At 63.7% G+C, this 23,738-nt stretch carries 24 protein-coding genes and 1 pseudogene; 11 read left to right on the forward strand and 14 right to left on the reverse strand.

Translation table 11 applies throughout. The features are described from left to right. Positions 1 to 429 carry an HIT domain-containing protein gene (locus J4G43_RS30955; RefSeq protein ID WP_208087295.1) on the forward strand — a complete coding sequence of 143 codons (429 nt, stop codon included), beginning with the start codon at positions 1 to 3 and terminating at the stop codon, positions 427 to 429. Positions 430 to 550: 121 nt separating this feature from the next. Here the strand turns inward: J4G43_RS30955 and tsaA are convergent, their stop codons facing one another. The 4 genes from tsaA to J4G43_RS30975 form a co-directional block, all read right to left on the reverse strand. Next, positions 551 to 1,042, reverse strand: coding sequence for a tRNA (N6-threonylcarbamoyladenosine(37)-N6)-methyltransferase TrmO (gene tsaA / locus J4G43_RS30960; RefSeq protein ID WP_014494668.1), 492 nt, complete (start codon positions 1,040 to 1,042; stop codon positions 551 to 553). A gap of 31 nt (positions 1,043 to 1,073) precedes the next feature. After that, positions 1,074 to 1,424 (reverse strand): AzlD domain-containing protein, encoded by a 351-nt coding sequence (locus J4G43_RS30965; protein ID WP_208087296.1) that lies wholly within the window; start codon positions 1,422 to 1,424, stop codon positions 1,074 to 1,076. Further along, positions 1,421 to 2,161, reverse strand: a complete 741-nt coding sequence (locus J4G43_RS30970; protein ID WP_208087297.1) for an AzlC family ABC transporter permease — start codon at positions 2,159 to 2,161, stop codon at positions 1,421 to 1,423. The genes J4G43_RS30965 and J4G43_RS30970 overlap by 4 nt, the downstream gene beginning before the upstream one ends. 105 nt (positions 2,162 to 2,266) lie before the next feature. Continuing rightward, entirely contained in the window at positions 2,267 to 3,307 is a 1,041-nt protein-coding gene (locus J4G43_RS30975) for a transglycosylase SLT domain-containing protein (RefSeq protein ID WP_155795150.1), read from the reverse strand. Between the two features lie 281 nt (positions 3,308 to 3,588). Here J4G43_RS30975 and J4G43_RS30980 point away from each other — a divergent pair, with 281 nt between their 5' ends. Both J4G43_RS30980 and J4G43_RS30985 read left to right on the forward strand, forming a co-directional pair. Next, entirely contained in the window at positions 3,589 to 4,653 is a 1,065-nt protein-coding gene (locus J4G43_RS30980) for an IS630-like element ISRj1 family transposase (RefSeq protein WP_011084514.1), read from the forward strand. 8 nt (positions 4,654 to 4,661) lie between these two features. Continuing rightward, positions 4,662 to 5,465: pseudogene (locus tag J4G43_RS30985) on the forward strand (TRAP transporter substrate-binding protein); the annotation flags it as partial. Positions 5,466 to 5,547: 82 nt separating this feature from the next. Here the strand turns inward: J4G43_RS30985 and J4G43_RS30990 are convergent. The 5 genes from J4G43_RS30990 to J4G43_RS31010 form a co-directional block, all read right to left on the reverse strand. Then, positions 5,548 to 5,742 (reverse strand): hypothetical protein, encoded by a 195-nt coding sequence (locus J4G43_RS30990; protein ID WP_063982779.1) that lies wholly within the window; start codon positions 5,740 to 5,742, stop codon positions 5,548 to 5,550. Between the two features lie 42 nt (positions 5,743 to 5,784). Then, positions 5,785 to 6,027 carry a hypothetical protein gene (locus J4G43_RS30995; protein ID WP_063982778.1) on the reverse strand — a complete coding sequence of 81 codons (243 nt, stop codon included), beginning with the start codon at positions 6,025 to 6,027 and terminating at the stop codon, positions 5,785 to 5,787. Positions 6,028 to 6,086: 59 nt separating this feature from the next. Continuing rightward, positions 6,087 to 7,385 (reverse strand): glycoside hydrolase family 130 protein, encoded by a 1,299-nt coding sequence (locus tag J4G43_RS31000; protein WP_085405552.1) that lies wholly within the window; start codon positions 7,383 to 7,385, stop codon positions 6,087 to 6,089. Between the two features lie 34 nt (positions 7,386 to 7,419). Beyond that, positions 7,420 to 9,705, reverse strand: a complete 2,286-nt coding sequence (locus tag J4G43_RS31005) for a glycosyltransferase family 4 protein (protein WP_208087298.1) — start codon at positions 9,703 to 9,705, stop codon at positions 7,420 to 7,422. Positions 9,706 to 10,124: 419 nt separating this feature from the next. Continuing rightward, on the reverse strand, positions 10,125 to 10,319 hold the full coding sequence (locus tag J4G43_RS31010) for a hypothetical protein (RefSeq protein ID WP_208087299.1): 195 nt from the start codon (positions 10,317 to 10,319) through the stop codon (positions 10,125 to 10,127). Between the two features lie 298 nt (positions 10,320 to 10,617). Between J4G43_RS31010 and J4G43_RS31015 the strand changes: the two genes are divergently transcribed. Both J4G43_RS31015 and J4G43_RS31020 read left to right on the forward strand, forming a co-directional pair. Further along, a complete protein-coding gene (locus J4G43_RS31015) occupies positions 10,618 to 11,256 on the forward strand; it encodes an HAD family hydrolase (protein WP_208087300.1) in 639 nt (212 codons plus the stop codon). Positions 11,257 to 11,298: 42 nt separating this feature from the next. Beyond that, positions 11,299 to 12,363, forward strand: a complete 1,065-nt coding sequence (locus J4G43_RS31020; protein WP_026192128.1) for an IS630-like element ISRj1 family transposase — start codon at positions 11,299 to 11,301, stop codon at positions 12,361 to 12,363. 9 nt (positions 12,364 to 12,372) lie between these two features. On the opposite strand, the gene J4G43_RS31025 is transcribed toward J4G43_RS31020, so the two are convergent. Next, positions 12,373 to 13,413, reverse strand: coding sequence for a phenylacetaldoxime dehydratase family protein (locus J4G43_RS31025; protein WP_208087301.1), 1,041 nt, complete (start codon positions 13,411 to 13,413; stop codon positions 12,373 to 12,375). Positions 13,414 to 13,441: 28 nt separating this feature from the next. Then, positions 13,442 to 14,458, reverse strand: coding sequence for a carbon-nitrogen hydrolase family protein (locus tag J4G43_RS31030; protein WP_208087302.1), 1,017 nt, complete (start codon positions 14,456 to 14,458; stop codon positions 13,442 to 13,444). 213 nt (positions 14,459 to 14,671) lie between these two features. Here J4G43_RS31030 and J4G43_RS31035 point away from each other — a divergent pair, with 213 nt between their 5' ends. The 5 genes from J4G43_RS31035 (at position 14,672) to J4G43_RS31055 (ending at position 19,296) form a co-directional block, all read left to right on the forward strand. Further along, positions 14,672 to 15,628 carry an AraC-like ligand-binding domain-containing protein gene (locus J4G43_RS31035; protein ID WP_135216955.1) on the forward strand — a complete coding sequence of 319 codons (957 nt, stop codon included), beginning with the start codon at positions 14,672 to 14,674 and terminating at the stop codon, positions 15,626 to 15,628. 178 nt (positions 15,629 to 15,806) lie between these two features. Continuing rightward, a complete protein-coding gene (locus J4G43_RS31040) occupies positions 15,807 to 15,962 on the forward strand; it encodes a hypothetical protein (protein WP_225005220.1) in 156 nt (51 codons plus the stop codon). Between the two features lie 116 nt (positions 15,963 to 16,078). Continuing rightward, positions 16,079 to 17,104, forward strand: a complete 1,026-nt coding sequence (locus J4G43_RS31045) for an aldo/keto reductase (RefSeq protein WP_208087303.1) — start codon at positions 16,079 to 16,081, stop codon at positions 17,102 to 17,104. A 183-nt stretch (positions 17,105 to 17,287) separates the two neighbouring features. Then, the gene (locus J4G43_RS31050; protein WP_208087304.1) at positions 17,288 to 18,709 is read left to right on the forward strand and encodes an MFS transporter; all 1,422 of its coding nucleotides are present in this window, start codon (positions 17,288 to 17,290) and stop codon (positions 18,707 to 18,709) included. Positions 18,710 to 18,837: 128 nt separating this feature from the next. Continuing rightward, the gene (locus J4G43_RS31055) at positions 18,838 to 19,296 is read left to right on the forward strand and encodes a PEGA domain-containing protein (RefSeq protein ID WP_208087305.1); all 459 of its coding nucleotides are present in this window, start codon (positions 18,838 to 18,840) and stop codon (positions 19,294 to 19,296) included. 71 nt (positions 19,297 to 19,367) lie between these two features. On the opposite strand, the gene clpA is transcribed toward J4G43_RS31055, so the two are convergent. Together clpA and clpS are read right to left on the reverse strand one after the other, a co-directional pair. Beyond that, on the reverse strand, positions 19,368 to 21,782 hold the full coding sequence (clpA, locus tag J4G43_RS31060) for an ATP-dependent Clp protease ATP-binding subunit ClpA (protein ID WP_208087306.1): 2,415 nt from the start codon (positions 21,780 to 21,782) through the stop codon (positions 19,368 to 19,370). Between the two features lie 291 nt (positions 21,783 to 22,073). Then, positions 22,074 to 22,406, reverse strand: coding sequence for an ATP-dependent Clp protease adapter ClpS (clpS, locus tag J4G43_RS31065; RefSeq protein ID WP_014494655.1), 333 nt, complete (start codon positions 22,404 to 22,406; stop codon positions 22,074 to 22,076). 450 nt (positions 22,407 to 22,856) lie between these two features. Between clpS and J4G43_RS31070 the strand changes: the two genes are divergently transcribed. Then, positions 22,857 to 23,099 (forward strand): hypothetical protein, encoded by a 243-nt coding sequence (locus tag J4G43_RS31070; protein WP_208087307.1) that lies wholly within the window; start codon positions 22,857 to 22,859, stop codon positions 23,097 to 23,099. A 146-nt stretch (positions 23,100 to 23,245) separates the two neighbouring features. On the opposite strand, the gene J4G43_RS31075 is transcribed toward J4G43_RS31070, so the two are convergent. Further along, positions 23,246 to 23,584: a phasin family protein gene (locus J4G43_RS31075; protein ID WP_208087308.1), complete on the reverse strand. Its 339-nt coding sequence runs from the start codon at positions 23,582 to 23,584 to the stop codon at positions 23,246 to 23,248. Positions 23,585 to 23,738 lie beyond the last annotated feature (154 nt).

Below are 23,738 nucleotides of genomic sequence, written 5' to 3' on the forward strand. Positions count from 1 at the left end.
ATGACCGCCTACGACCCCAACAACATCTTCGCGAAGATCCTGCGCGGCGAGTTTTCCTGCCAAAAGGTCTATGAGGACGAGCATGTGTTTGCCTTCCTCGACATCATGCCGCGGGTATCGGGCCATACGCTGGTGATCCCGAAGGCCCCTGCCCGCAACATCCTCGACATCAAGCCTGACGACTACGCCCACGTCGCCCGGGGCGCGCACAAGATCGCGGCCGCTGCAATGAAGGCGTTCGAGGCCGACGGCATCACCGTGCAGCAGTTCAACGAGCCCGCCGGCGGCCAGGTGGTGTTTCATCTCCACATGCACGTGATGCCGCGCCACGACGGCGTGGCCATGCTGCCGCCCGCCAGCCGCAAGGAAGACGTCAAGGTCCTGGAAGAGAATGCGGCCAAGCTGATCGCGGCGCTGAAGGCGGGATAGCGCCAGATACACTCCGTCATTGCGAGCGCAGCGAAGCAATCCAGACTGCCTCCGCGGAAACAGTCTGGATTGCTTCGTCGCAAGAGCTCCTCGCAATGACGAGGTCAGGGCGGCGCGCCCCTCACTCCGTCTGAAAATCCCCTGCCTGCGGGGCGGCCAGCGGCGTGAATTCGCAACGATCTGGCTTGATGTCGATCAGCGGCGTGTTGTCGATGCAGTCGAGCCCGCGCACCAGAATGGCATTGCCCTCGATGCCGACGAGCTTGACGATCGAGGTGCCGATCGGGTTGGGCCGGACCGGTGAGCGCAGCGAAAACGTGCCGCGGGTCTTCTCGTTGTTCTTCGGGCTTTGCAGGACGATGTCGCGGCGCGACTTGTCGAGCCAGTAGAGCACCTCGAGATTGCTGTAGAAATCGACGCCCTTGATGGCCGGCACGAACGGCTCGAAGATCTCGAGCCGGCACACCGGGCCGTCCTGACGCCCCTGTCGCGGCGTCTCCATCCGCGAGGTCCAGGGCGTGCGGATGCGGCCGATGAAGACGAGGCCGGCATCCTCCGTCGACGGCAGCTCGATGGCGACCTCGCCCTCGCGGAGCTCGTTTTCGCGAACCATATTTCCCGTTCCTTGCTGTTCGCCGGTGGTTTTAGCCTAACCACCACTTTCCGGCCAGCATGAAGACTTCGCCTGTCACCACGCCTGCGAAGATCGAGCGGCGGGTCAGCAGGAAGGCGACGAGGCCTGCGCCGACCGCGCCATAGCGCAAGACGTCCGGCACGCTGGCGAGCGCCCCCGGCGGGTCCACCACGATCTGGGCGATGACGCCGGCCAGGATGGCGGTGGCGACCGCCCTCACCCAGACCAGCAGCTCCGAGCCCTCGTCGATGCCGCCGCCGAACCACAGGCCCAGCATGCGCCATATCTGGTTGGGAACAACGCCCGCAACGAACAGCACGACGAGTGCGTGCCAGTCGCCGATGAGCTGCGCAAAGCTCATGCGCGCACCTCCCGCCACCAATGCACGCCATAAGCGATCGTGCCGGCCACCAAACCGCTGACGAGAATGTCGAGCCCGGAGTTCATCTTCGCGGCCAGCGGATAGAGCAGAACCCCGAGCGTCAGCGCGACGACGTCGGCGACCTCGCGACTGTTGCGCGCGGTCGAGAACAGGAACGACAGCGGCGTCAGCATCAGGATCGCGGCGCCGAGCGTCTGCGTCAGGTTGGCGGCAAGGAAATAGCCGACCGTGTTGGCGGTGAGACACACGGAGACCAGACCAAAACCAAGTCCGTTGACGAAGGCGATGCGCCGCTCGCGCGGCACTTGCGGCAGGAAGCGATGGCATTCGACCCACAGTGTCACCGCCGTAAGATGCGCGGCGAAGAACAGCTCGCGCCGCTTGGTCGTCGACGTGCGCATCAGGGGCAGCACCGAGACCACCATGGGAAACAGCCGGATCGCGCTGACGGTGACCGCGATCGCCGATTGGATGATGGTCGCGCCGGAGCCGAGCGTGGTGATCAAAATGATCTGCGCGGGGCCGGCCCAGACGAACAGCGTCGAGCAGAGCGCCCAGAGCAGGCTGAAATGGGTGTCATGGGCGAGCGCGCCGATGCCGAGATAGGTCGCGAACAGGACAAGCGTGAGGATCGTCTGCGTGATCGAACGCAGTCCCCACGCAAACGCGCGCCAGGAACTTTGCCATTGAGGGGAATCGAGCGGAGGAAGCGCCACGGGAGTCTTTGGCCGGATTGCGGAATCGTGCCCGCATAACGGGCAATGCTGTGGCTGGCGTCAAGGAAGCGCGCGGCGGGCTGGCATGCGCGCGCGCAGACGCGCCTACCCGCTCACACCCCGGTTCTTCAGCACGAAGCAAGCACCGCCGGCCTTGCGGATGCGGTTGCACAGATCATCCGCCTCACTCCTCGTGTCCGCGCCGATGCGCACCTGGTAGAAGGCGCGCGTACCACGGCTGCGCATCACCGAGCTTAGCAGGCTCGGATCGCGGTCGCCGATCACGGTGTTCAGCCGCGTGACGGCGCGGGAATACATCGCCAGCGCCCTGTTGCGGTCGAAGCCGGCAGCGAGCTGTACGCCCCAGACCTTTGCGGCGGCGAGCTCCACATGCTGCTCAAGCTCGGCGACGAAGGCATTCGGCGCGCGCTTCAGAAGCGCCATGAGATCGCGGCAGCTCGTCGGCGGCGAACTCGGCGGTCCCTTGCCGGTCGCTCCCGCCTTGGCCCACGCGTCAACGCTCGTGCCGGTGATGGCATAGACGTAGTTGCGGGTCTGCTCCGGCATGCCGCCGGTGCCGGCGAGCCATTCCTGCACCCGGCGCGGCCCGGCGTTATAGGCGGCTGCGGCCAGACCGAGATTGCCGAACTGGTTGCGCAGCTCGTTCAAAAATTCGGCCGACTTCGGCAGCGCCTGCACCGGGTTGAAGGGATTGAGCAGCCCGCGCTCGCTGGCAGTGCCCGGCATGAACTGCGCGATCCCCTGCGCATGCTCGCCGCTGCGCGTCATCGGCCCCACGGCATCGGCCTGGAATCGGCTTTCCTGCCAGATCACGCGGGCGAAGAATTCCAGCGGCAGATTGGCATCCCGTGCGGCGGCCTCGACGATCAGGCAGATCGATTCCCGCGTATCGCTCTCGCGCGCAGCGACCGGACTCGCCGGTGGCATCGCAAGCTCCTCGACGCTGGGGACAGCAATATTGGTCTTCGCGGGCGAACTGTCCCACGCCGCCACCCGTGTCGCCGAGACGAGCAGTGCGGCGATGATGAGTGATGCAGTTCGCGTCAGCCGTGCCCAAGCATCGCTGTGGCGTGCTCCGGCGCGGCATGCAACAAGATGATCTGCCATGTTGTGGCATCGTGCCATGGTTCGACGAGTTGCCAATATATGCTGTTTGACCCGCTTCTCCCAATGCGCTGCCCCGCCCCAGGGATCCGCGCGATCCTCGTCCTCGTAGCCCTCGTCCTGTCCGCCGCGCCCGCCATGGCGCAAGTCAACTGGCGGATGACCACGGAATATCCGCAAAACAACATTTCCGGGATCGGGCTCACCAGTTTCGCCGATCGCGTCGCGGCGCGCACAAACGGTTTCGTGACCGTAGCTAGTACCCACTTTTCTTGGAACGTGAGTCGTGATTCAAGGTCGGGATGATACCCGAAGCAAGAGAAGTCCACCTTTCGAGGAAAGATCGCAAGGTGCTTGAGGCGTGCTGTCGCTCACCGGTGACGTTGCAGCGCGATTTGAAGCGGGCGCGGATAGTTCTGTTGGCGGCGGATGGGCGCAGCACCCGGTCGATCGCCAAGGAAGTTGGGGTCCAGCCGCGGATTGTCAGCCTTTGGCGGCATCGCTATGCCGACCATGGCCTTGAAGGGCTGCAAGACAAGCCGCGGCCTGGCAAGCAGCCGATCTATACGAAGACGACCGACAAGCGGATTCTGAAGCTGCTGGATAAGCCGCCACCGCAAGGGTTTGCGCGCTGGACCGGCCCCCTGCTGGCCGAGGCGCTGGGCGATGTCGATGTCCAATATGTCTGGCGGTTCCTGCGCAGCCACAAGATTGACCTGGTGGCTCGCAAGTCCTGGTGCGAGAGCAACGACCCGAACTTTACGGCCAAAGCCGCCGATGTTGTCGGCCTCTATGTCGCGCCGCCGGCGAAGGCCATTGTGCTGTGCGTGGACGAGAAGCCCTCGATCCAGGCTTTGGAGCGAGCGCAGGGTTATCTGAAGTTGCCCAATGGCCGCGCCTTAACCGGCCAAAGCCACGATTACAAGCGGCATGGCACCACAACATTGTTTGCGGCGCTCGAAGTCGCCACCGGAAAGATCATCGCGACCCATTCAAAACGCCGGCGCCGCGTCGAGTTTCTCGATTTCATGAACAGCGTCACCGCGACTTTTCCGAACCGCAAGCTTCACGTCATCCTCGACAACCTCAACACCCATAAAAAGAACGAGGACTGGCTCAAGGCCCACCCCAACGTGCAATTTCATTTCACGCCGACAAGTGCGTCATGGCTCAATCAGGTCGAAGTATGGTTTTCCATCTTGCAGGGGCAGTCGCTCAGCGGCACCTCCTTCACGAGCCTCAAGCAGCTTCAGGAACACATCGATGCCTACGTCAACGCATACAACGACAGAGCCGAGCCCTTCGTCTGGACCAAGAAAAAGGTCCGTCAACGCCGTTTCAAAGGCCGCCGTATCACTCAGCTCTGATTCCGGGTACTAGCGCTTTCGACAACGAGCTCAAGATCAACTCGGGCGAAATGCCGGGCGCCGCGCTGGATGGTCGCATCGCCGGCGGCGACGCCTTCGCGGGCGCGCTTTCGGGCCTCGACCCGGTGCTCGGATTGTCCACCCTGCCCTTTCTGGTGCAGTCCGTCGACCTCGCCCGCGCCACCAATCTGCGGGCGCGCCCGCTCTACGAGAAGGCGCTCGCGGCGCGCGGCCTGAAGCTGCTCTATGTCACGATCTGGCCGGCCACGGGCCTCTGGTCGGACCATGCGCTCGAAGGCGCCGACGCCCTGCCGAAACTGAATTTGCGGGCCTACGACGCCAACTCCGGCGAGGTCATGCGCGCGGCCGGCGCGAATGCACAGTTCCTGCCGATGGACGCGGCGCTCGCTGGCCTCAGGGAGCACCGGCTGAATGCGTTCCTCACCTCCGGCGACGGCGGCGCGGGACGCAAGCTCTGGGACTTCCTGCCCTACTTTACAGCGATCAACTACGCGATGCCGGTCTCGATCGCCTTCGTCCGCAGCGACGCATTTGCCGAACTGTCCGAGCCGATGCAGCGCGAGGTGCTGGCCGCGGCGGCCGAGACCGAGCAAAGCCAATTCGCGCTATTGACCCATCGCACCATCGAAAATTATGCGCGCATGCGCGACAACGGCGTCCGCATCGCCGAGCCGGCGCCGGCGTCCCTCGTCGCCGCGCTCCGGAAAGCGGCAACGCCCGCGATCGCCACCTGGGAGACGCAGGCGGGCGCCGATGCCGCGGCGATCGTCGAATGGGCGAGACAGCAATAGGGCGAGCCGTGGCGGCCGCCGGCTTGCCACAGCGGTGCTGCGTTGAAATGTCCGCCAGCCCCGCCCTTCACTCGCTTCGGTCCTATGCCGAGGCCGGCTTTTCTGCGCTGATTGCGCGGTCCAGGGCATCGATCAGCGTTTGAAGCTCGACGAATTTGTTCCGTGCTCGCTCGGCATTGTCGCGATCAAAGGGAGCGGCCAGCACCTTCGCATGCGTGTCTCTGTCCTCGATCATGCGATCGCGGGCCTTCTTCAATATGTCCAGTCGCTCGTTCATCTGTGCCTCTCCGCCAATATCTGCTCGACCACGATCAGGGCCTCAGTCGAAACCAGCCGGAAGCTCGCCCTTTCGGAAGAACACCGTAGGCTCATCGTCATAGTCGCCCATTTCGGGATCGCCGCTGGACGAGAACGCGACGACGCCGAGTTTGCTCAAGGCCAATCTCTCTGCCGTACGTAGCGCGCCGCTTTCCGACTTGCAGACGATGGGAGAGTCGGCCTTCAGATTTCCACCCTTGCCGGCGTTGAACGCCTGCACCACGTAGGTTGTTTCGCGGACCATGACGGCACCTCTGACCTGTTGACACACGGAGTTGACGTCAACGACCGCGACAGCCGCGCTCAGCCGCGCATCGCTTCGATGAGCGCGGAAATCCTGATCGTTGCAAAGCTGGAGAAGGTGTCCGACACGGCATATGGCAGGATGATCTGGTCATTGTGCCTCATCGCACCGCAGGTATAGACGACGTTGGGGACATACCCTTCGCGTTCGGACGGTTCAGGCCGCAGCAGCGGCTCGGCCGAGCGAGCCAGCACCCTGGACGGGTCGCGCTTGTCGAGCAGCGCCGCTCCGATCGAGTATTTCCGGATCGGGCCGACACCGTGCGTCAGCAGCAGCCAACCTTCGTCAAGTTCGATGGGTGCCCCGCAATTGCCGATCTGGACGAACTCCCAGGGAAATTGCGGTTTCAAAAGCACCCGGCCGCCCTCCCATGTGTAGAGGTCGTCCGAATAGACCAGATACAGGTTCTCATTGTCCTGTCGCGCGATCATGGCATAGCGGCCGTCGATCTTGCGTGGGAACAGCGCCATGCCCTTGTTGTGTGCCGCAGCCCCCCGCAAAGGCGTTAGCCGAAACGACATGAAGTCGCTGGTCTCGATCAATTCAGACCGGATCGCACGTCCGCTATAGGCCGTATAGGTCGCGTAGTAGATCGCCCGATCACCGTCGTTGAATTTGACGAAGCGCGCATCCTCAATGCCGTTAGATTGGGATTCGGTCACGGGAAAGATGACCCGCTCGCTGAGGTCTTCCTCGGGCCTGAACACCAGTTCCACACGGTCGCCGTCCGATCCGGATACGCGATGGCTGATCCGGGGCACCGAGGCGAGGCGCGCCGTCGGATCGACGGCCAGGCTTCCGTCAGCCGCAATCGTTCCGGTTCGAAACGTCAGTGACGACACATGCCCCTCGCCGATCGCCCGGAGGCTGACGATGAATCGCGAACCTCCGTTCGGTGCTCCCGATTGATCGGGGTGCGGGACGATGCTGGGGTTGAACAAGGCAGAGGCTTCGAACGAATACTCACTGAGAAAATAGGCACCAATCAGCTGGCGCTGCGTCTTCGAGAAGACGCCATGCGTGGCGAAAGCGTCCTCCATTTCATCCGCTCGGGTCTCGAACCGCTCCAGGAGGTTACGATGTCGCCCCTGGAAATTGTCGAGCACATCCGCAAGCTGAACTGCAACGGCCTCCGAACTGAGCGCCAGAACCCGGTCGACGATATGATTTGCACGCATCTTGTCGGTCGGGTTCAGGTCGCGGGGTTCGGTTGCCGGCTTGAAGGGCCGCACGATGACTCGCGCTGGATCGGGGCGCAGATTAAGCCCCTGCCGGTTCAGGAAAGAAGCTTGTGACACGGTATCCTCGGCGTGCTGAATGAAAAGATGAAGTTCAGGCGCTCACGGCGCGCAAGGCTGTGGGCCTCGTCAAGCTCGGGTTGACGCGCGCAAGCTGGCGCATCTCGGCAAGCCCGAGGAGATAGCAAACAACGGACTCGCCCCCGCGGTTTTCGTTGGCGCGATCAGCGTGCAAACCATCCCGGCAACTGCCAGTGAGCGGATCGACCAGCGCCACTGAGAGATCGTTGCTGCCTAGGAACCAGGCGAAGGCCCGAGTTGCCATGGCTTTCCATTCGGCATCGCCATCGGCACGCCACGCGGCGAGGCAGGCGGCGATCGTTGCCGTTGCCTCCACGGGCTGCTGATCAAATGCACGGGGATGTTGCCGCCGCTCGCCGAAGCCGGCGGTGCCGACCGGCCGGAAATGCCCTGCCGCGGTCGTCTGCTGCGTCATGAGCCAGCGGAGAGACCTCAATCCGGCATCGAGATATTGGGGCGCCTGCGTCGCCATGCCTGTGAGGATCAGCGCCTGCGGCAGCCGCGCGTTGTCGTAGGCCAGCCCTTCCTCGAACCACACCCAGTCCGACGTCTCGACCGACGCCAGACACGCCATCAACCTGCCGGCAAGGGAATGCCGGACGTCCCTGGCGTGGAGATCGTCCGGAGCCACAGCGCAATAGGCGTCCAAGCCCAGCAGCATGAATGCCCATGCGCGGGGCGAACGAAAGCTCGCCGCGATCGACAATGCCTGGGCGAACAAAGCAGCGGCCCACAGGCGCCGGGCCGGGCTGGCGTCTCTGCGTGCAGCCTCGCCCAAAGCCCATAGCGTCCGCCCGTGACTGTCTTCTGACCCTCTGTCCTCAAGCCAGGTCCGATTGAACCCCATGAAGTTGCGAAATTGCCCGGTGTCGGGATTCCAGGCGTGCTGCACGAATGCCGCAAACCGGCTCGTTAGGATTTCCGACAGCGGCTGTTCGCCTGGACCATTGAGGGCGCAGGCCAGCAGCAGCGCTCGGGCATTGTCGTCGACGCAATAGCCGTGCGCGCGATCCGGCACCGAATGGACCGCATGCTGGAACAGGCCGACATCATCGCACATCGACAGGAAATGGCCGATCTGCATATCGGGCGATGCGGGGCTACGTGGCTCCGGCACATTCATGTCCGAGCCCGCGAAGAGTTTAAGCCGATGGCCTTGCCGTACATTCTCGAAGACGGACACGTAGCGCTCGGCCACCCGTTCCCATGTCATCATCCGGCTCGCCGCATAGGCGCGCCGCGACATCGCCTGCCGGCGGGCGTCGTCGGTCAGCAGGCCTGCGATCTCGTTGCCGATCGCCGCGGCGTCGCTGAAAGGCACCAGCACGCCGCACCCGTCGGCAAGCAGCTCGCGGGCGTGCCAGTAAGGCGTCGAGACGACCGGCTTCCCCAATCCGAAGCTGTAGGCCAGGGTTCCCGAGGTCATCTGGGCCTCGTTGAGATAGGGCGTGACATAGACGTCGCACATCGAGATGAATTCGAGCAGCGTGGCGAGATCCGCGAACCGGTCGAAGAACACCACGTGGTCGTCAATTCCGAGTTCGCGCACCCGCGCCATCAGGCTCTCGCGATAGGCCTCGCCCTGGTTTCGGACTAGGTTGGGGTGCGTTGCGCCAAGCACGACATACACCGCATTCGCGCAGCGCTTCAGAATCGACGGCATGGCGTCGATCATGATTTCGATGCCCTTGTTCGGTGACAACAGGCCGAATGTCAGGATGACCGATCTTTGCTCAAATCCAAGCTTGGCCTTCGCTGCATCAGGCTCGACGAAGGCGACATCCGGAATGCCGTGGGCGATGACCTCGATCTTGTCATCGGCCACCCGGTAGACGTCGCGCAGCAGTTCGCGGCCCTTATTGGCCATCACCACGACCTTCGACGACGCCTCGACGATGCGCTCCATGACCGTCCGCTGCGCAGGTGTCGGATCGGCGAGCACGGTATGGAACGTCGTCACCACCGGCATGGCAAGGCGGGACAACAGCACGAGGATATGGGCCCCGGCCTCACCACCGAAAATCCCGAACTCGTGCTGCAAACACACGGCATCGAACCGGCCGGCATTGAGGAAATCCGCGGCCCGCATGTAGTCTTCGATATTGCCGTCCTTGATCTGGAACGCGACCGCCGGAGGATAATCATAGGCTTGACCGCGATCGGTCATTGCCACGATGCAGGTCTCCAGATCCTGGCGCGAAATCGATATCGCGTTCTTCAGGTCGGTCGTATAGGTCGCAATTCCGCATCGTCGAGGCAGCGAGTTGCCGATCACGGCGATACGGCGGAGCGGCGTCATGTCGGCACCTCTATGATTTCGCTTGATGTCGGAGCGTGCACGGCGGGCGGACGCGCCGGCGATTTCTGTCGTCCGTCACCCCTGCCACGCGCTGCTTGATTGCAAACCTCAACAGCCGCGACAGATATTCTTCAGCTTCGCTGCGGTTCTGGCCTCTTCCGCAATGAAGGGGTCCTTGTAGGCAGCCCGCGCGGCGTCTTGTTCGGCAGCAGTGGGTTGCTTCGGTTTCGGCGGAAACGCAGCGTCGTAGCATGCGAGCCGTCCGCTCGTGCTCTCGATTGCGCGGCAGTCCGGCTCTTTCTCTTTCGCGACTGCGCTTTGCACGAATGTGCCAAGCGCCAATGCGACAATAAGCATTTTCATACGGGTATCGTTCCTCGCGGAGGATCCGGGCGCGCCGTTTGACGCCCCTGCGCTCCTCATGCCTCGAACTGGTCGAACTCGTCAGACAGCAGAACCCGGCCCTGCGGCGTGCATATCCGCACGTCGACATAGCCTTCCTGCAACAGCTCCCTCGCCTTCCTCAGAGCGGCGGCCGTCGTGGTGCGGGCCAGGCTGACGTAGCCGCTTTGATCGCGTCCGCTCACCAGATATTGGAGCGGCGTCCTATCCATGCAGAAAAGCCGCAGCGGCCACCAGGAGCAACAGAAACAGCGGGACGATCACCGGCGGCACGATCCAGTCGGCCAGATTAAAGCGAGGCATGCGCGCTCCTCCTCGTTCGGCGGGAGCGCTAGTGACCCTCAGTCACCGATGGATGCCATGGGAAGGGCGGTGATCGCAGGACCCTACGCTTATGCCCTGCCAATAGCGAGCTTAAAAACGGCACGCGACATCGACGCGGCGGCGTTGCCTTGAGCAGCCGCGTCGTTTAGGTCAAACAACGGCGGTATCAACACGGGCACGACTGGCATGGCTACAATCTTCTTCGATCTCGACGGCACGCTGACCAACCCGAAGCCCGGGATCACCCGCTCAATCCAATACGCGCTGGAGCGGCTCGAACTTGCCGTGCCGAGCGAGGACGAGCTGACCTGGTGCATCGGACCGCCCCTGCACGCCAGCCTGAAGAAGCTCACCGGAAGCGACGAGCTCGCCGACCGTGCGCTACTGCTTTATCGCGAGCGATTTGCCGATATCGGCCTGTTCGAGAACGAGGCCTATGCCGGCATCATCGACACGCTGACGACGATCGCCGCAACCAGCCAGCGCATGTTCGTCGCCACCAGCAAGCCCGCGGTCTACGCCATCCGCATCGTCGATCATTTCGGCCTGAAACCGTATTTCGAGCGCATGTTCGGCTCCGAGCTCGACGGCACGCGTGTCGACAAGCGCGACCTGCTGCGCTACGCGCTCGACGAAACGAAGGTCGATCCCGGCAGCGCGATCATGATCGGCGACCGCAGCCACGACGTGATCGGGGCCCGCACCAACGGCATGACCGCGATCGGCGTGCTCTATGGCTATGGCAGCGAGGCCGAGCTGCGGGATGCCGGCGCGCATCACATCTGCGCCGCGCATCCCGAACTGCTCAGTCACTGCGCAGCCTAGTACCCACTTTTCTTGGAACGTGAGTCGTGATTCAAGGTCGGGATGATACCCGAAGCAAGAGAAGTCCACCTTTCGAGGAAAGATCGCAAGGTGCTTGAGGCGTGCTGTCGCTCACCGGTGACGTTGCAGCGCGATTTGAAGCGGGCGCGGATAGTTCTGTTGGCGGCGGATGGGCGCAGCACCCGGTCGATCGCCAAGGAAGTTGGGGTCCAGCCGCGGATTGTCAGCCTTTGGCGGCATCGCTATGCCGACCATGGCCTTGAAGGGCTGCAAGACAAGCCGCGGCCTGGCAAGCAGCCGATCTATACGAAGACGACCGACAAGCGGATTCTGAAGCTGCTGGATAAGCCGCCACCGCAAGGGTTTGCGCGCTGGACCGGCCCCCTGCTGGCCGAGGCGCTGGGCGATGTCGATGTCCAATATGTCTGGCGGTTCCTGCGCAGCCACAAGATTGACCTGGTGGCTCGCAAGTCCTGGTGCGAGAGCAACGACCCGAACTTTACGGCCAAAGCCGCCGATGTTGTCGGCCTCTATGTCGCGCCGCCGGCGAAGGCCATTGTGCTGTGCGTGGACGAGAAGCCCTCGATCCAGGCTTTGGAGCGAGCGCAGGGTTATCTGAAGTTGCCCAATGGCCGCGCCTTGACCGGCCAAAGCCACGATTACAAGCGGCATGGCACCACAACATTGTTTGCGGCGCTCGAAGTCGCCACCGGAAAGATCATCGCGACCCATTCAAAACGCCGGCGCCGCGTCGAGTTTCTCGATTTCATGAACAGCGTCACCGCGGCTTTTCCGAACCGCAAGCTTCACGTCATCCTCGACAACCTCAACACCCATAAAAAGAACGAGGACTGGCTCAAGGCCCACCCCAACGTGCAATTTCATTTCACGCCGACAAGTGCGTCATGGCTCAATCAGGTCGAAGTATGGTTTTCCATCTTGCAGGGGCAGTCGCTCAGCGGCACCTCCTTCACGAGCCTCAAGCAGCTTCAGGAACACATCGATGCCTACGTCAACGCATACAACGACAGAGCCGAGCCCTTCGTCTGGACCAAGAAAAAGGTCCGTCAACGCCGTTTCAAAGGCCGCCGTATCACTCAGCTCTGATTCCGGGTACTAGGCGCTGACGGTCTCGACCGCCGCCAGCATGCCGGTCTTCGAATGGCAGTTCAGATATTCGAAGAACTGCTCGTCCGCGGCGGCCACCGTGACCTCGTGATAGAGCCGTAGCTTTGCCGACGGCCCGAGCGTCGACAGGTATTTCATCGCCGCGCCGAATATCTTGACGTGGGTCGGATGCGACTCCGCCCAGCGCTCAAGTGCGGCGAGGCTCTTCCACCAGCTCTGGCCGTAAGACTTTTCGCTCACGCTGCCGTCGGCGGAGAGCACCTGCATGTAGCGGTTGGCGTAGCAGCCGATGGCTAGCCCGTCGTCGCGCAGGAAATCCATGCCCTCGCGTAGCACCGGCTCGACATCGTCGAGATAGAGCTTGCGCTCCGACGCCTCCGTATCGCTCCAGTCCTGCCCGGAGCGGATCAGGCAGAGATTGTCGTGCGCCTTCACGCGCAGCCGCGCGCCGTCGCGGATCAATTCCGGCGCGCCGCCCGGCGTCATCGGATCGGTCTGCGACAGCGGAATGCGATCGCGCATGCCGCCCCAATAGGCGTGCTCCTGCACCTCGCCGCTCATGCCGTCGGCGATTGCGGCCACGCCCTCGGGCCGGTCCAGCGAGGAGAACAGCGTCTCGTGCCGGGCGACTGTGGGACGCAGCACCTCGATGAAGGTGCCGATGCCCTCGCGCGCCTTCACAGTCCACGCCTCGCGTGCCGGCGCGAACCATGCGTCGAAGCGCGCGACGTCGTCCCAATAGGCGACCGACACGACGGTCTCATAACCGGCGCGGTCGACGTAGCGGGCGCGGTCCCAATGCGAAGGCCGGCCCTCGGCAGCAAATCGCGCCGCGATCTCGGCGAGTGCCGCCGTCGCAGCCGCCGGCGCGGCGCCGCGATACTGCACACCGAAATAGGCCATCACGACGCGGCTCACGGCGGGCTTGTAGCGCGCCACGAACGATGGATATGGCGGCTGGTAGTCGTCCGGCACGCGCTTGTGGCGCGTGCGCTGGGTCTCGAGATGCAGAGGAATTGCGGATTCCATGATCGTACCCTCCCCTTGATCCCGGCGATCAGCTCGCCGCCGCCGCGATGTCCGTGGGCTCAATGGTGTCGACCGGCAGCGCGAACTGCTCGACGCGCTGGTATCGCTTCTTGTTGAGCAGGAGCCGCGTCACGTCGGGCCGCGAATAATGTCCGGCGGGATCGGCAGCGTTCTTGGCAATACCGATGGCGCCGAGATCGATCTCGGCAATCAGCAGCCCTTCCTGGTCCGGCGCCAGCTTGTCGCCGATCTGGCTGCCGTCGGGACCGTAGATCGCGGCGAATCCGCCGCCCACATGCAGCAACGCATTCTTGTCCGGCCGGTCGCAGAGCTCATCGATCATGGCCTGCGAGACCGTCGCGCAAGGCGCGAGCACGAAGCAGGAGCCCTCCACCGCATAGACGCGCGAGGCGGCATTGTTGACCTCGGCGCCGAGCGCCGGCGCAAAGGGATCGTAGAGCGAGAAGCTCGGCCAGGCCGCGACATGCACCTGCTCATTCTGGGCGTACATCGCGTATTTCGACAGTGGCTGGAGATGCTCCCAGCAGCACAATGCGCCGATGCGGCCGATGTCTGGTCTCGCGTGGACGGCGAGATCGCTGCCGTCACCCTCGCCATAGACCGTGCGCTCGGCATGGGTCGGCCGCAGCTTGCGGCGCTTTGCGATGGTCTCGCCGTCCGGCCCGATCAGCCATTGCGCGAGATAAAGGCTGCCGCCGTCGCGCTCGGACAGGCCGAGCACAGCGGTGAGCTTTGCCTTACGTACGGCGTCGCGCAGCCGCTCGGCCTGCGGACTATCATAGGACAGCGAGTTGTCGAAGTAGCGCTGCACGAAGCCGCGGCCGATCGCCCAGGCAGGCGAGTCCATCCAGATATGCCAGGGGTAGCCGGGGATGAAGGCCTCGGGAAAGGCGATCAGCTTGGCGCCCTTCTCGGCGGCGTCCCTGATCAGCGCGATCGACTTGTCGATCGACGCGTCGAGATCCAGCCAGGCGGGCGCCGCCTGCACAACCGCGACCTTGTATTTCGGATGTTCGATGCCCATTGCCACCTCCATTGCCGGTTGATCGGAAGCCACGTCCGATGCAGTCTATTTGGCCAAGCCACCCGGCCGGGCGCTCGACCGCGGTGGAACAAAAACTCGACTGGCCGGGATCGCCGACGGGTACGGGACTTGCCTTCGGTCTGGCTGGATCTGCGGTCTGGCTGGATCTGCGCCAACATGCGGTTTTCAGGATGTGAAAGGGAGGCTGTCCAGATGCCAATCCAGTTCACGACGGACGGCAGCCCCGGCTACCGGCGGCTGGCGCTCTGGCAGGACATCGTCTGCGACGTCTTCGTCGGGCTCGACTGCAAGTCCGACCTCGGCAGCGCCTTTCGCGGCTCGGTCACGCAGGCCCCGCTCGGCAAGGCCGTGTGCTCCGAGGTCTGCTCCGACCGCCAGCACGTGTTCCGGACGCCGTCCCGCATCGCGCGTTCGGATCAGGATTTTGTCCTGGTTGCGCTCGGCAATCGCGGCGACGGAGGCGTGGTGCAGGACGGCCGCGAGACCGTGATCCATCCCGGCGAGTTCGCGCTCTACGACACGACGCGTCCCTATGAGCTGAAGTTCAACCACGCCTTCACGCAGACCATCTTCAAGGTGCCGCGCGAGATGTTGCAGCGCCGGCTCGGCGCCACCGAGACACTCACCGCGATGTCGTTCGGCGCCGATGTGCCGCTCGAACGGCTCGCCTATGATTTCATCTTCAGGCTTTGCCAGAGCGCGGACCGACTTGCCCCGGACAACGCTGCGGCGTTGTCGGAGCAGGCCGTCGATCTGCTCGCGATGGCGCTGAGCGAACGGCTCGGCAAGACATCGCTGCCGTCCTCCACCCATCGCTCCGCCCTGCTCTATCGCTTGAAGGCCCACATCCGCGCTCATTTGGCGGATCCCGACCTCTCGCTGTCGGAGGCCGCGGCTGCACTCGGCATCTCGCCGCGCTATGTGAACGATCTCCTCGCCGACGAGGATACCTCGTTCCAGCGCCATGTGCTTGCCGAGCGTCTGGCCCAATGCCGGCGTGACCTCGCCTCGCCCGTGCTGGCCCATCGCCACGTCAGCGAGATCGCATTCGCCTGGGGCTTCAACGATCTCTCGCATTTCGGCCGCGTTTTCCGCGAGCATTTCGGAATGTCGCCACGCGACTTCAGGCAGAGCCAGTTACGGCACTGAGATCCAGCCAGCCATCACCTCGAGCCTTCGCTGCAGGCGAAGGCAAGGCTCGTCAATTCCAGATTGCCTTGTCCGGCTGCGCGCATCAGGCTGGCGTGCATGAGGACTCACGCCACCATAAGCGGATCGGAGCTGTTGCTGGGTGTGATCGCGATCAGGCTCGCGGTGCTGGTCCCTGGTGGGCTGGGGCCTGACGCTGCTGCCGCAGGCGCGTGACGGCGAAGCCGCCTGCTTCCCCTCGCCCGCAACCAGGATCGAGGTTCAGTCATCGGTGAAGACGCCAGGCGCGCGCCTTGCCGATGCAGCATTCGATGACATGCGTCTGCACGACTAGGCCATTCCCGAGCAAGGCCGGTATGTGAGCACGTGATAGGACGCGGCCCGCGCTTGCATTACCATCGCACCCCAAGGCCGCATCGATCAACCAGCGGCCAGCCGAGGAGCATATCAATGGAATACCGACGCTTGGGCCGATCCGGCCTCATGGTGCCCGCTTTGAGCCTGGGAACAGGCACCTTCGGCGGCGTCGGCCGCCTTGCTGCGTGGGGTACGACGGACGCGGCCGAGGCGCGGCGCCTTCTGGATATCTGCCTCGATGCCGGGGTGTCGATGTTCGACACCGCCAACGTCTATTCGCTCGGCGAATCCGAGCGCGTCCTCGGCGAGGCCATCAAGGGCCGCCGCGACAAGGTTCTGATCTCGACCAAGGCCACCTTCCGCTTCGGCGATGGGCCCAACGACATCGGCTCGTCGCGGCAGCATCTGCTCGCGGCCATCGACGGTTCTCTGAGCCGGCTCGGCACCGATTACATCGACCTGTTCCAGCTTCACGGCTTCGACGCGTTCACCCCGCCTGAAGAGGTGCTTGCGACTCTCGACGTGCTCGTGCGCGCCGGCAAGATCCGCTATGTCGGCGTCTCCAACTTTTCGGGCTGGCACCTGATGAAGTCGCTCTCGGTTGCCGACAAGCATGGCTTCCCACGCTACGTCGCCAACCAGACCTACTATTCCCTGATCGGGCGCGACTACGAATGGGAGCTGATGCCGCTCGGTCTCGACCAAGGGCTCGGCGCTGTCGTCTGGTCACCGCTCGGATGGGGACGCCTCACCGGAAAAATCCGACGGGGTCAACCGAAGCCCGAGGTCAGTCGCCTGCCCAAGACCGCCGATTTCGGCCCGCCCGTGCCCGATGAGCACGTCTATCGCGTCGTCGAGGCGATCGACGAGGTCGCCAAGGAGACGGGCAAGACCGTCTCGCAGATCGCGCTGAACTGGCTGCTCCAGCGTCCGACGGTCTCGACGCTGATCATCGGCGCGCGCAACGAGACGCAGCTGCGCGAAAATCTCGGCGCGGTCGGCTGGACATTGACCCAGGACCAGATCGCAAAGCTCGATGCCGCGAGCAAGGTGACCTTGCCCTATCCCTACTGGCACCAGCGCACCACCTTCACCGACCGCAATCCGCCGGCGGTGTAGAGACAGCCAACTGCCCGACCGCTCGGCTCCCCGAGCTCTCGCGAAAGCGGTCCCGACCCGTTTTCCTGTGCCGGAAGGCCGGCTTCCGGCACAGGAACCGTCCGGGTCCTGCCGGGTTGCGATCCATCCTGCAATTTCCTAATCCGGGGATGAATCACGGCTCCAATCAGGCGCGCCTCCATCATGTCGTCTGCCCCGATCGAGCATGCCGACGGCCTGCCGCAGCCGCAGCGCAACCAGGCGGTGCTGACGATTGCGCTCGGCATCATCATGGCGGTCGTCGACAGCGCCATCGCCAACGTGGCGCTGCCGACGATCGCAGCCGACCTTGATGCGAGCCCGGCCTTCTCAATCTGGATCGTCAATGGCTACCAGCTCGCGATCACGATCTCGCTGCTGCCGCTGGCGTCGCTCGGCGAGATCGTCGGCTATCGCCGCGTCTATCTGGCCGGGCTCGTACTGTTCACGCTCGCATCCGCGTTCTGCGCGCTGGCGCATACGCTGCCGCTGCTGACGATCGCGCGCATCATCCAGGGTTTTGGCGCGGCCGGCATCATGAGCGTCAACGCGGCGCTGGTGCGTTTCACTTACCCGCGCAGCCAGCTCGGCCGCGGCATCGGGATCAACGCGCTCGTCGTCGCCTTCTCGGCCGCGGTCGGCCCGACGCTCGCCGCGGGCATCCTGGCGATCGGAACCTGGCCCTGGCTGTTCGCCATCAACGTCCCGCTGGGTGCGGTGACGCTGGTGCTCGGCCTGCGCAGCCTACCGCACACAAAACCCGCCGGCCATTCCTTCGACTGGCAGAGCGCAGGGCTATCCGCGATCACCTTCGGCGTCGGCATCGCGGCCGTCGACAGCGTCGGGCATGGCGAGGCCGCCATCACCTGTCTCGTTCAATTCGCCATCGCCATCGTCGCGGGCGCGCTGCTGATCTACCGCGAAACCCACATGACCTCGCCGCTGCTGCCGGTCGACCTGTTGCGCATCCCGGTGTTCGCACTGTCGATCGCCACTTCGATCGCCTCGTTCTGCGGACAGATGCTGGCCTTCGTCGCGATCCCCTTCTACCTCCAGAGCCGCTTCGGCTATTCCGCCGTGCATATGGGGCTCCTGATCACGCCATGGCCGATCGCGGTGGCGTTCGCAGCCCCGCTCGCCGGCCGCCTGGTCGAGCATTATCCGGCCGGCCTGCTCGGCGGCATCGGGCTCACGCTGTTTGCCTGCGGCCTCGGCGCACTCGCCTTCCTGCCTGCAAGCCCGACGCCGCTCGACGTGATCTGGCGGATGGCGCTGGCGGGGGCCGGCTTCGGCCTGTTCCAGACCCCCAACAACCGCACCATGATCGCGGCCGCCCCGCGCGAGCGCGCCGGCGGCGCCAGCGGTATGCTGGGCACGGCGCGTCTGCTCGGCCAGACCACCGGCGCGGCGCTGGTGGCGCTGCTGCTCGGCCGCTATCCGACCGAGGGAACCAGGATCGCGCTCCTTGTCGGCGTCGGATTTGCGCTGTGCGGTGCAGTGCTGAGCATGCTGCGGCTCTCTCCCGCGGGCGCGCGCGGTGCCGAGCACGTCCGGGTACAGGACGACCAGCGCCTGCGCGGCGAATAGCTCACGTCCAGGTTCTGCTGCTCTCGCGCGCAACTTGTGCGTGGCTTAACTATCTGGACCAATGACGTATTGCCCTCCGCTCCGGTTGCGCTTCATTGACGCGGGGAATAAGGAATAAGGGGCATTTCATGCGTTCATTTGGAATTGTGGCGCTCAGCGTCATGCTGGGCGGCTGCGCGTCTGTCACGCGTGGTACGACCGAAAACATCAGCATCTCATCGACACCATCGGGCGTAGAAGCCATCGTCAGCGGAATGGAAGTTCCGACCACCTGCACGACGCCGTGCTCCGTGGTCGTCAAGCGGAACGCCGACATTTCGATCACCTTCCAGAAGGAAGGCTACGAACCGCAGATCGTGCCGCTCAGCCGGGACATACCGACCTCCGGGGCCGCCGGCTTCGCGGGAAATCTTTTGCTCGGCGGTGTCGTCGGCATGGGCGTCGATGCTGCCACCGGGGCGGCAACCGATCACAAGCCGAATCCTGTCATCGTGACCATGCAGCCGTCAGCCCCTGCCCGCGCACGGCCACCCGCGCCGAGGAAGCCGCGGCCGCCGGCGGCGCCTGCGCCTGACACCGGCACGTAGCGCCCCGCAACTGCCACGCAAACAAAAAGGCCGGCTTTTCAGCCGGCCTTTTCAATTCATATCGCTCGCAATCAAGCCTTGACCAGCGGGCCCTTCGAGGTCGGCCCCTTCGAGCCGCCGGAGCCACCACCGCCCGGCTTGGACTTGCCCGGCGGACGCTTGCGGGCGCCGGGCAGCTTCTCCTGCTTCGGCGTGATCGGACCGTCGAGGAACTCGAACCCGATCTTGTCCTTGGTCTCGTCGGCCTCGTCCTTGACCAGGACGACGCGGACGTGGCCGCCACCCTTGAGCTTGCCGAACAGCACCTCGTCAGCCAGCGGCTTCTTGATGTGCTCCTGGATGACGCGGGCCATGGGCCGTGCGCCCATCTGCTCGTCGTAACCATGCTGGACCAGCCAGGTCTTGGCGGGCTCGGACAGTTCGATCGTGACGTCGCGATCGCCGAGCTGAGCCTCGAGCTGAAGCACGAACTTCTCCACGACCGTGCCGATCACCTCGACGCTGAGATGGCCGAACGAGACGATGGCATCGAGACGGTTGCGGAATTCCGGCGCGAACTGCCGGTTGATCGCCTCGTGGTCGTCGCCTTCTCGCTTCGAGCGGGTGAAGCCGAACGCCTGCTTGGCGAGATCCGAAGCACCCGCATTCGTGGTCATGATCAGGATCACGTTGCGGAAGTTGACCTGCTTGCCGTTGTGGTCGGTGAGCCGGCCGTGATCCATGATCTGGAGCAGCACGTTGTAGAGGTCGGGATGCGCCTTCTCGATTTCGTCGAGCAGAACGACGCAATGCGGATGCTGGTCGACGCCGTCGGTGAGCAGGCCGCCCTGGTCGAAGCCGACATAGCCGGGAGGTGCGCCGATCAGGCGCGACACCGTGTGCCGCTCCATGTATTCGGACATGTCGAAGCGCAACAGCTCGACGCCGAGCGACGCCGCCAGCTGCTTCGCGACTTCGGTCTTGCCGACGCCGGTCGGACCCGAGAACAAATAGCAGCCGATCGGCTTCTCCGGCTCGCGCAGGCCGGCACGCGCCAGCTTGATCGAAGCGGCGAGCGACTCGATCGCCTTGTCCTGGCCGAACACGGTGCGCTTCAGGGTCTGCTCGAGATGCTTGAGCACCTCGGCATCGTCCTTCGACACGCTCTTCGGCGGGATCCGCGCCATCGACGCGATCGTGGTCTCGATCTCCTTGATGCCGATGGTCTTCTTGCGCTTGTTCTCGGCCACCAGCATCTGCGCCGCGCCTGACTCGTCGATCACGTCGATCGCCTTGTCGGGCAGCTTGCGGTCGTGGATGTAGCGCGAGGAGAGCTGCACCGCGGCCTCGATCGCCTCATTGGTGTACTTCAGCCGATGGTAGTCCTCGAAGTAAGGCTTGAGACCCTTGAGGATCGCGATCGCGTCCTCGACCGTCGGCTCGTTGATGTCGATCTTCTGGAAGCGCCGCACCAGCGCGCGGTCCTTCTCGAAGTGCTGGCGGTATTCCTTGTAGGTGGTCGAGCCCATGCAGCGGATCGTGCCCGAGGCAAGCGCCGGCTTGAGCAGGTTCGACGCATCCATCGCCCCGCCCGACGTCGCGCCCGCACCGATCACGGTGTGGATCTCGTCGATGAACAGGATGGCGTTGGGATGCGCTTCGAGCTCCTTCAGCACCTGCTTCAGGCGCTCCTCGAAGTCGCCGCGATAGCGCGTGCCCGCAAGCAGCGTGCCCATGTCGAGCGAGAACACGGTCGCAGCCGCAAGAACCTCCGGCACCTCGCTGTCGACGATGCGCTTGGCGAGGCCCTCCGCGATCGCGGTCTTGCCGACACCGGCCTCGCCCACGAACAGCGGATTGTTCTTCTGCCGGCGGCACAGCACCTGGATCGCGCGGTTGATCTCGGAATTGCGTCCGATCACCGGATCGATCTTGCCGTCGCGCGCCTTCTTGTTGAGGTTGACGCAATAGGTATCGAGCGCTTCGCCCTTCTTCTTGGCGTCCTCGGTACCCTTTGCCTCGGTCTCTTCGTCGACGCCGCGCACCGGCCGCGCCTCGGAGACGCCCGGCCGCTTGGCGATGCCGTGGCTGATGTAGTTGACGGCGTCATAGCGCGTCATGTCCTGCTCCTGCAGGAAGTACGCGGCATGGCTCTCGCGCTCGGCGAAGATCGCGATCAGCACGTTGGCGCCGGTCACCTCTTCGCGACCGGACGACTGCACATGGATCACCGCGCGCTGGATCACGCGCTGGAAACCGGCGGTCGGCTTGGCGTCGTCGGCGCCATCCGTCACCAGATTCTCGAATTCGGTTTCAAGGTAATTGACGAGGCTCGTGCGGAGCTTGTCGAGATCGACGCTACAGGCGCGCATGACGGCGGCTGCATCGGAGTCGTCGATCAGGGAGAGCAAGAGATGCTCGAGCGTCGCGTATTGGTGATGACGCTCGTTTGCGATCGCCAGCGCACGATGCAGGGATTGTTCAAGGCTTTGGGAAAAAGTCGGCATTCGCGTCCTCTATGGCCCCCACCATCATGATCGCCATCGCCCGGTCAGGCAACAACAACCTTTGTCACATATAGTTATACAAGACCGCGGCGAAAGACCGGTTCCGCGACTCAAATGGGCATTACGCGCCCACGGCATGCTCGATGCAAAACCCGTTCCGATTTGGGCAGAACTACCCATTTGGGCAGGATTGACGGCGCTGATTTTCGCGGGATCACGCAGCAGGATGTGCTGTCGTCACATACCGCGCGACCAGAACCGATCTAAATAACTCTGGATGTGAACGCGCAGTTATTTCTTTTCCATCACGCATTGCAGCGGATGCTGGTGCTTGCGGGCGAAGTCCATCACCTGCGTCACCTTGGTCTCGGCGATCTCGTAGGTGAATACGCCGCACTCGCCGATGCCGTGATGATGGACATGCAGCATGATCTTGGTCGCGGCCTCGATGTCCTTCTGGAAGAACTTCTCCAGCACATGGACGACGAATTCCATCGGCGTGTAGTCGTCGTTCAGGATCAGCACACGATACAGGTTCGGCCGCTTGGTCTTCGGCTTGACCTTGGTGATGACAGACGTATTCGGCCCCGTCGGTCCGCCCGAACGGTTCTCGTCATTGCTCATACGAGGAGCGTGGGCAGCGGCTTGCGCGGACAGGTCTAGTCTGAAAGTCAGGTGCGGCATGGCTCAGGCGTTCAAATTCCCCACGGAAGCGAGTGACGGTCAGCCGCGCGGCCCCGCCCTTCAGAGCTTTGCACGGGCGCGCCGCCTTGTTGGATCACCGCTTCCAACCGGTCCGGTCAAGCCCGGCTCGATTGTAGGGAATATGGGCCCGCCCCCGGCTCGCCGCAAGCGTGCAACGGTCTGGCCAATATGGTCGAGGCAGTCCCGATTCCCGGTCCGGCGATCCAGACCAAGGTTAGTCAATCCGGACCGATTTGACAAAAGTTTCGGCCGGCACCGTTTAGAACATCTTCACCAGGAATCCGGCCGTTAAGCGGCAGCGGCGGTTTCGCGGGATACCTCCGGTTTTCTACGGTCCAATCGAGCTGCCGTTCAATCGCGTGGCCCCTGGTGCGCATGCGCGTCGCCATGCTGCTCGACAACGCCGGCTCGATGGCCCAGGACGGCAAGATGTCGGCGATGCAGACGGCCGCGAAGAACCTGGTCGATCAGCTCAGTGGCCTCGTGCTCCTCGCCGGCGTTCTCGATGCGCAGAATCGCTGGTGGTACAGCAATGCCTCGCAGATCGACACGCGGCGGAAGAAGCTGCGCGACGACGCCAAGGTGAGCGGCATCGACACGTTCTGCCGGTGATGTCGGCGAGTCAGACCGTGTGGGGTTGACGTCGGTACGTCGCTGTCGAAGCTGCGCGTGGCGCGCTGAACCGGATCTCTCTCGCGACAACAAAAAAGCCCGGCTGAACCAGCCGGGCTTTTCGATTCCAGGAGTTCCAGAGGAAGTTAGTTGGCAGCCGGGGTGAACTTCGAAACGATGGTCTCGACCGGCTTGAACGCCTGCTTGGCGAGGTCGCTGTAAAGGCCGGCGATCTTCTGCGATTCCGCGACGAAGGTCTCGTAGCTGGAACGGGCGAAGTCGGTCTGCGCTTCCACGGCCTTGTCCAGCGACTTCACGCCGGAAAGCTTCTCGACGAAGGACTTGGTGTCTTCAAACGACTTCTTGGTGTAGTCGCCATACGCGCTGGCGATCGCCTGGAGGCCATGCTGCATCGAGGTCGCGGAAGCAACGCACTGCTCGAACTGCTCTTTCCCGTAGCTCTGAAAGTCTTCAACCCTGAACATTTCGGAATCCTTTTTCCCTGGCTTTGGTCCGGAAGCCCCGGCTCCCTGACTCCGCCCAAAAATAGTGCAGCGCACAAAAAAGTCAAGAATCTTGTGCGGCGCACAAAATTAGATGCAAATCGCTGAGATTCCCGGGGTTTCCCGCAATGGTTCC

It is taken from the genome of Bradyrhizobium barranii subsp. barranii (assembly GCF_017565645.3).
Taxonomy (GTDB): domain Bacteria; phylum Pseudomonadota; class Alphaproteobacteria; order Rhizobiales; family Xanthobacteraceae; genus Bradyrhizobium; species Bradyrhizobium barranii.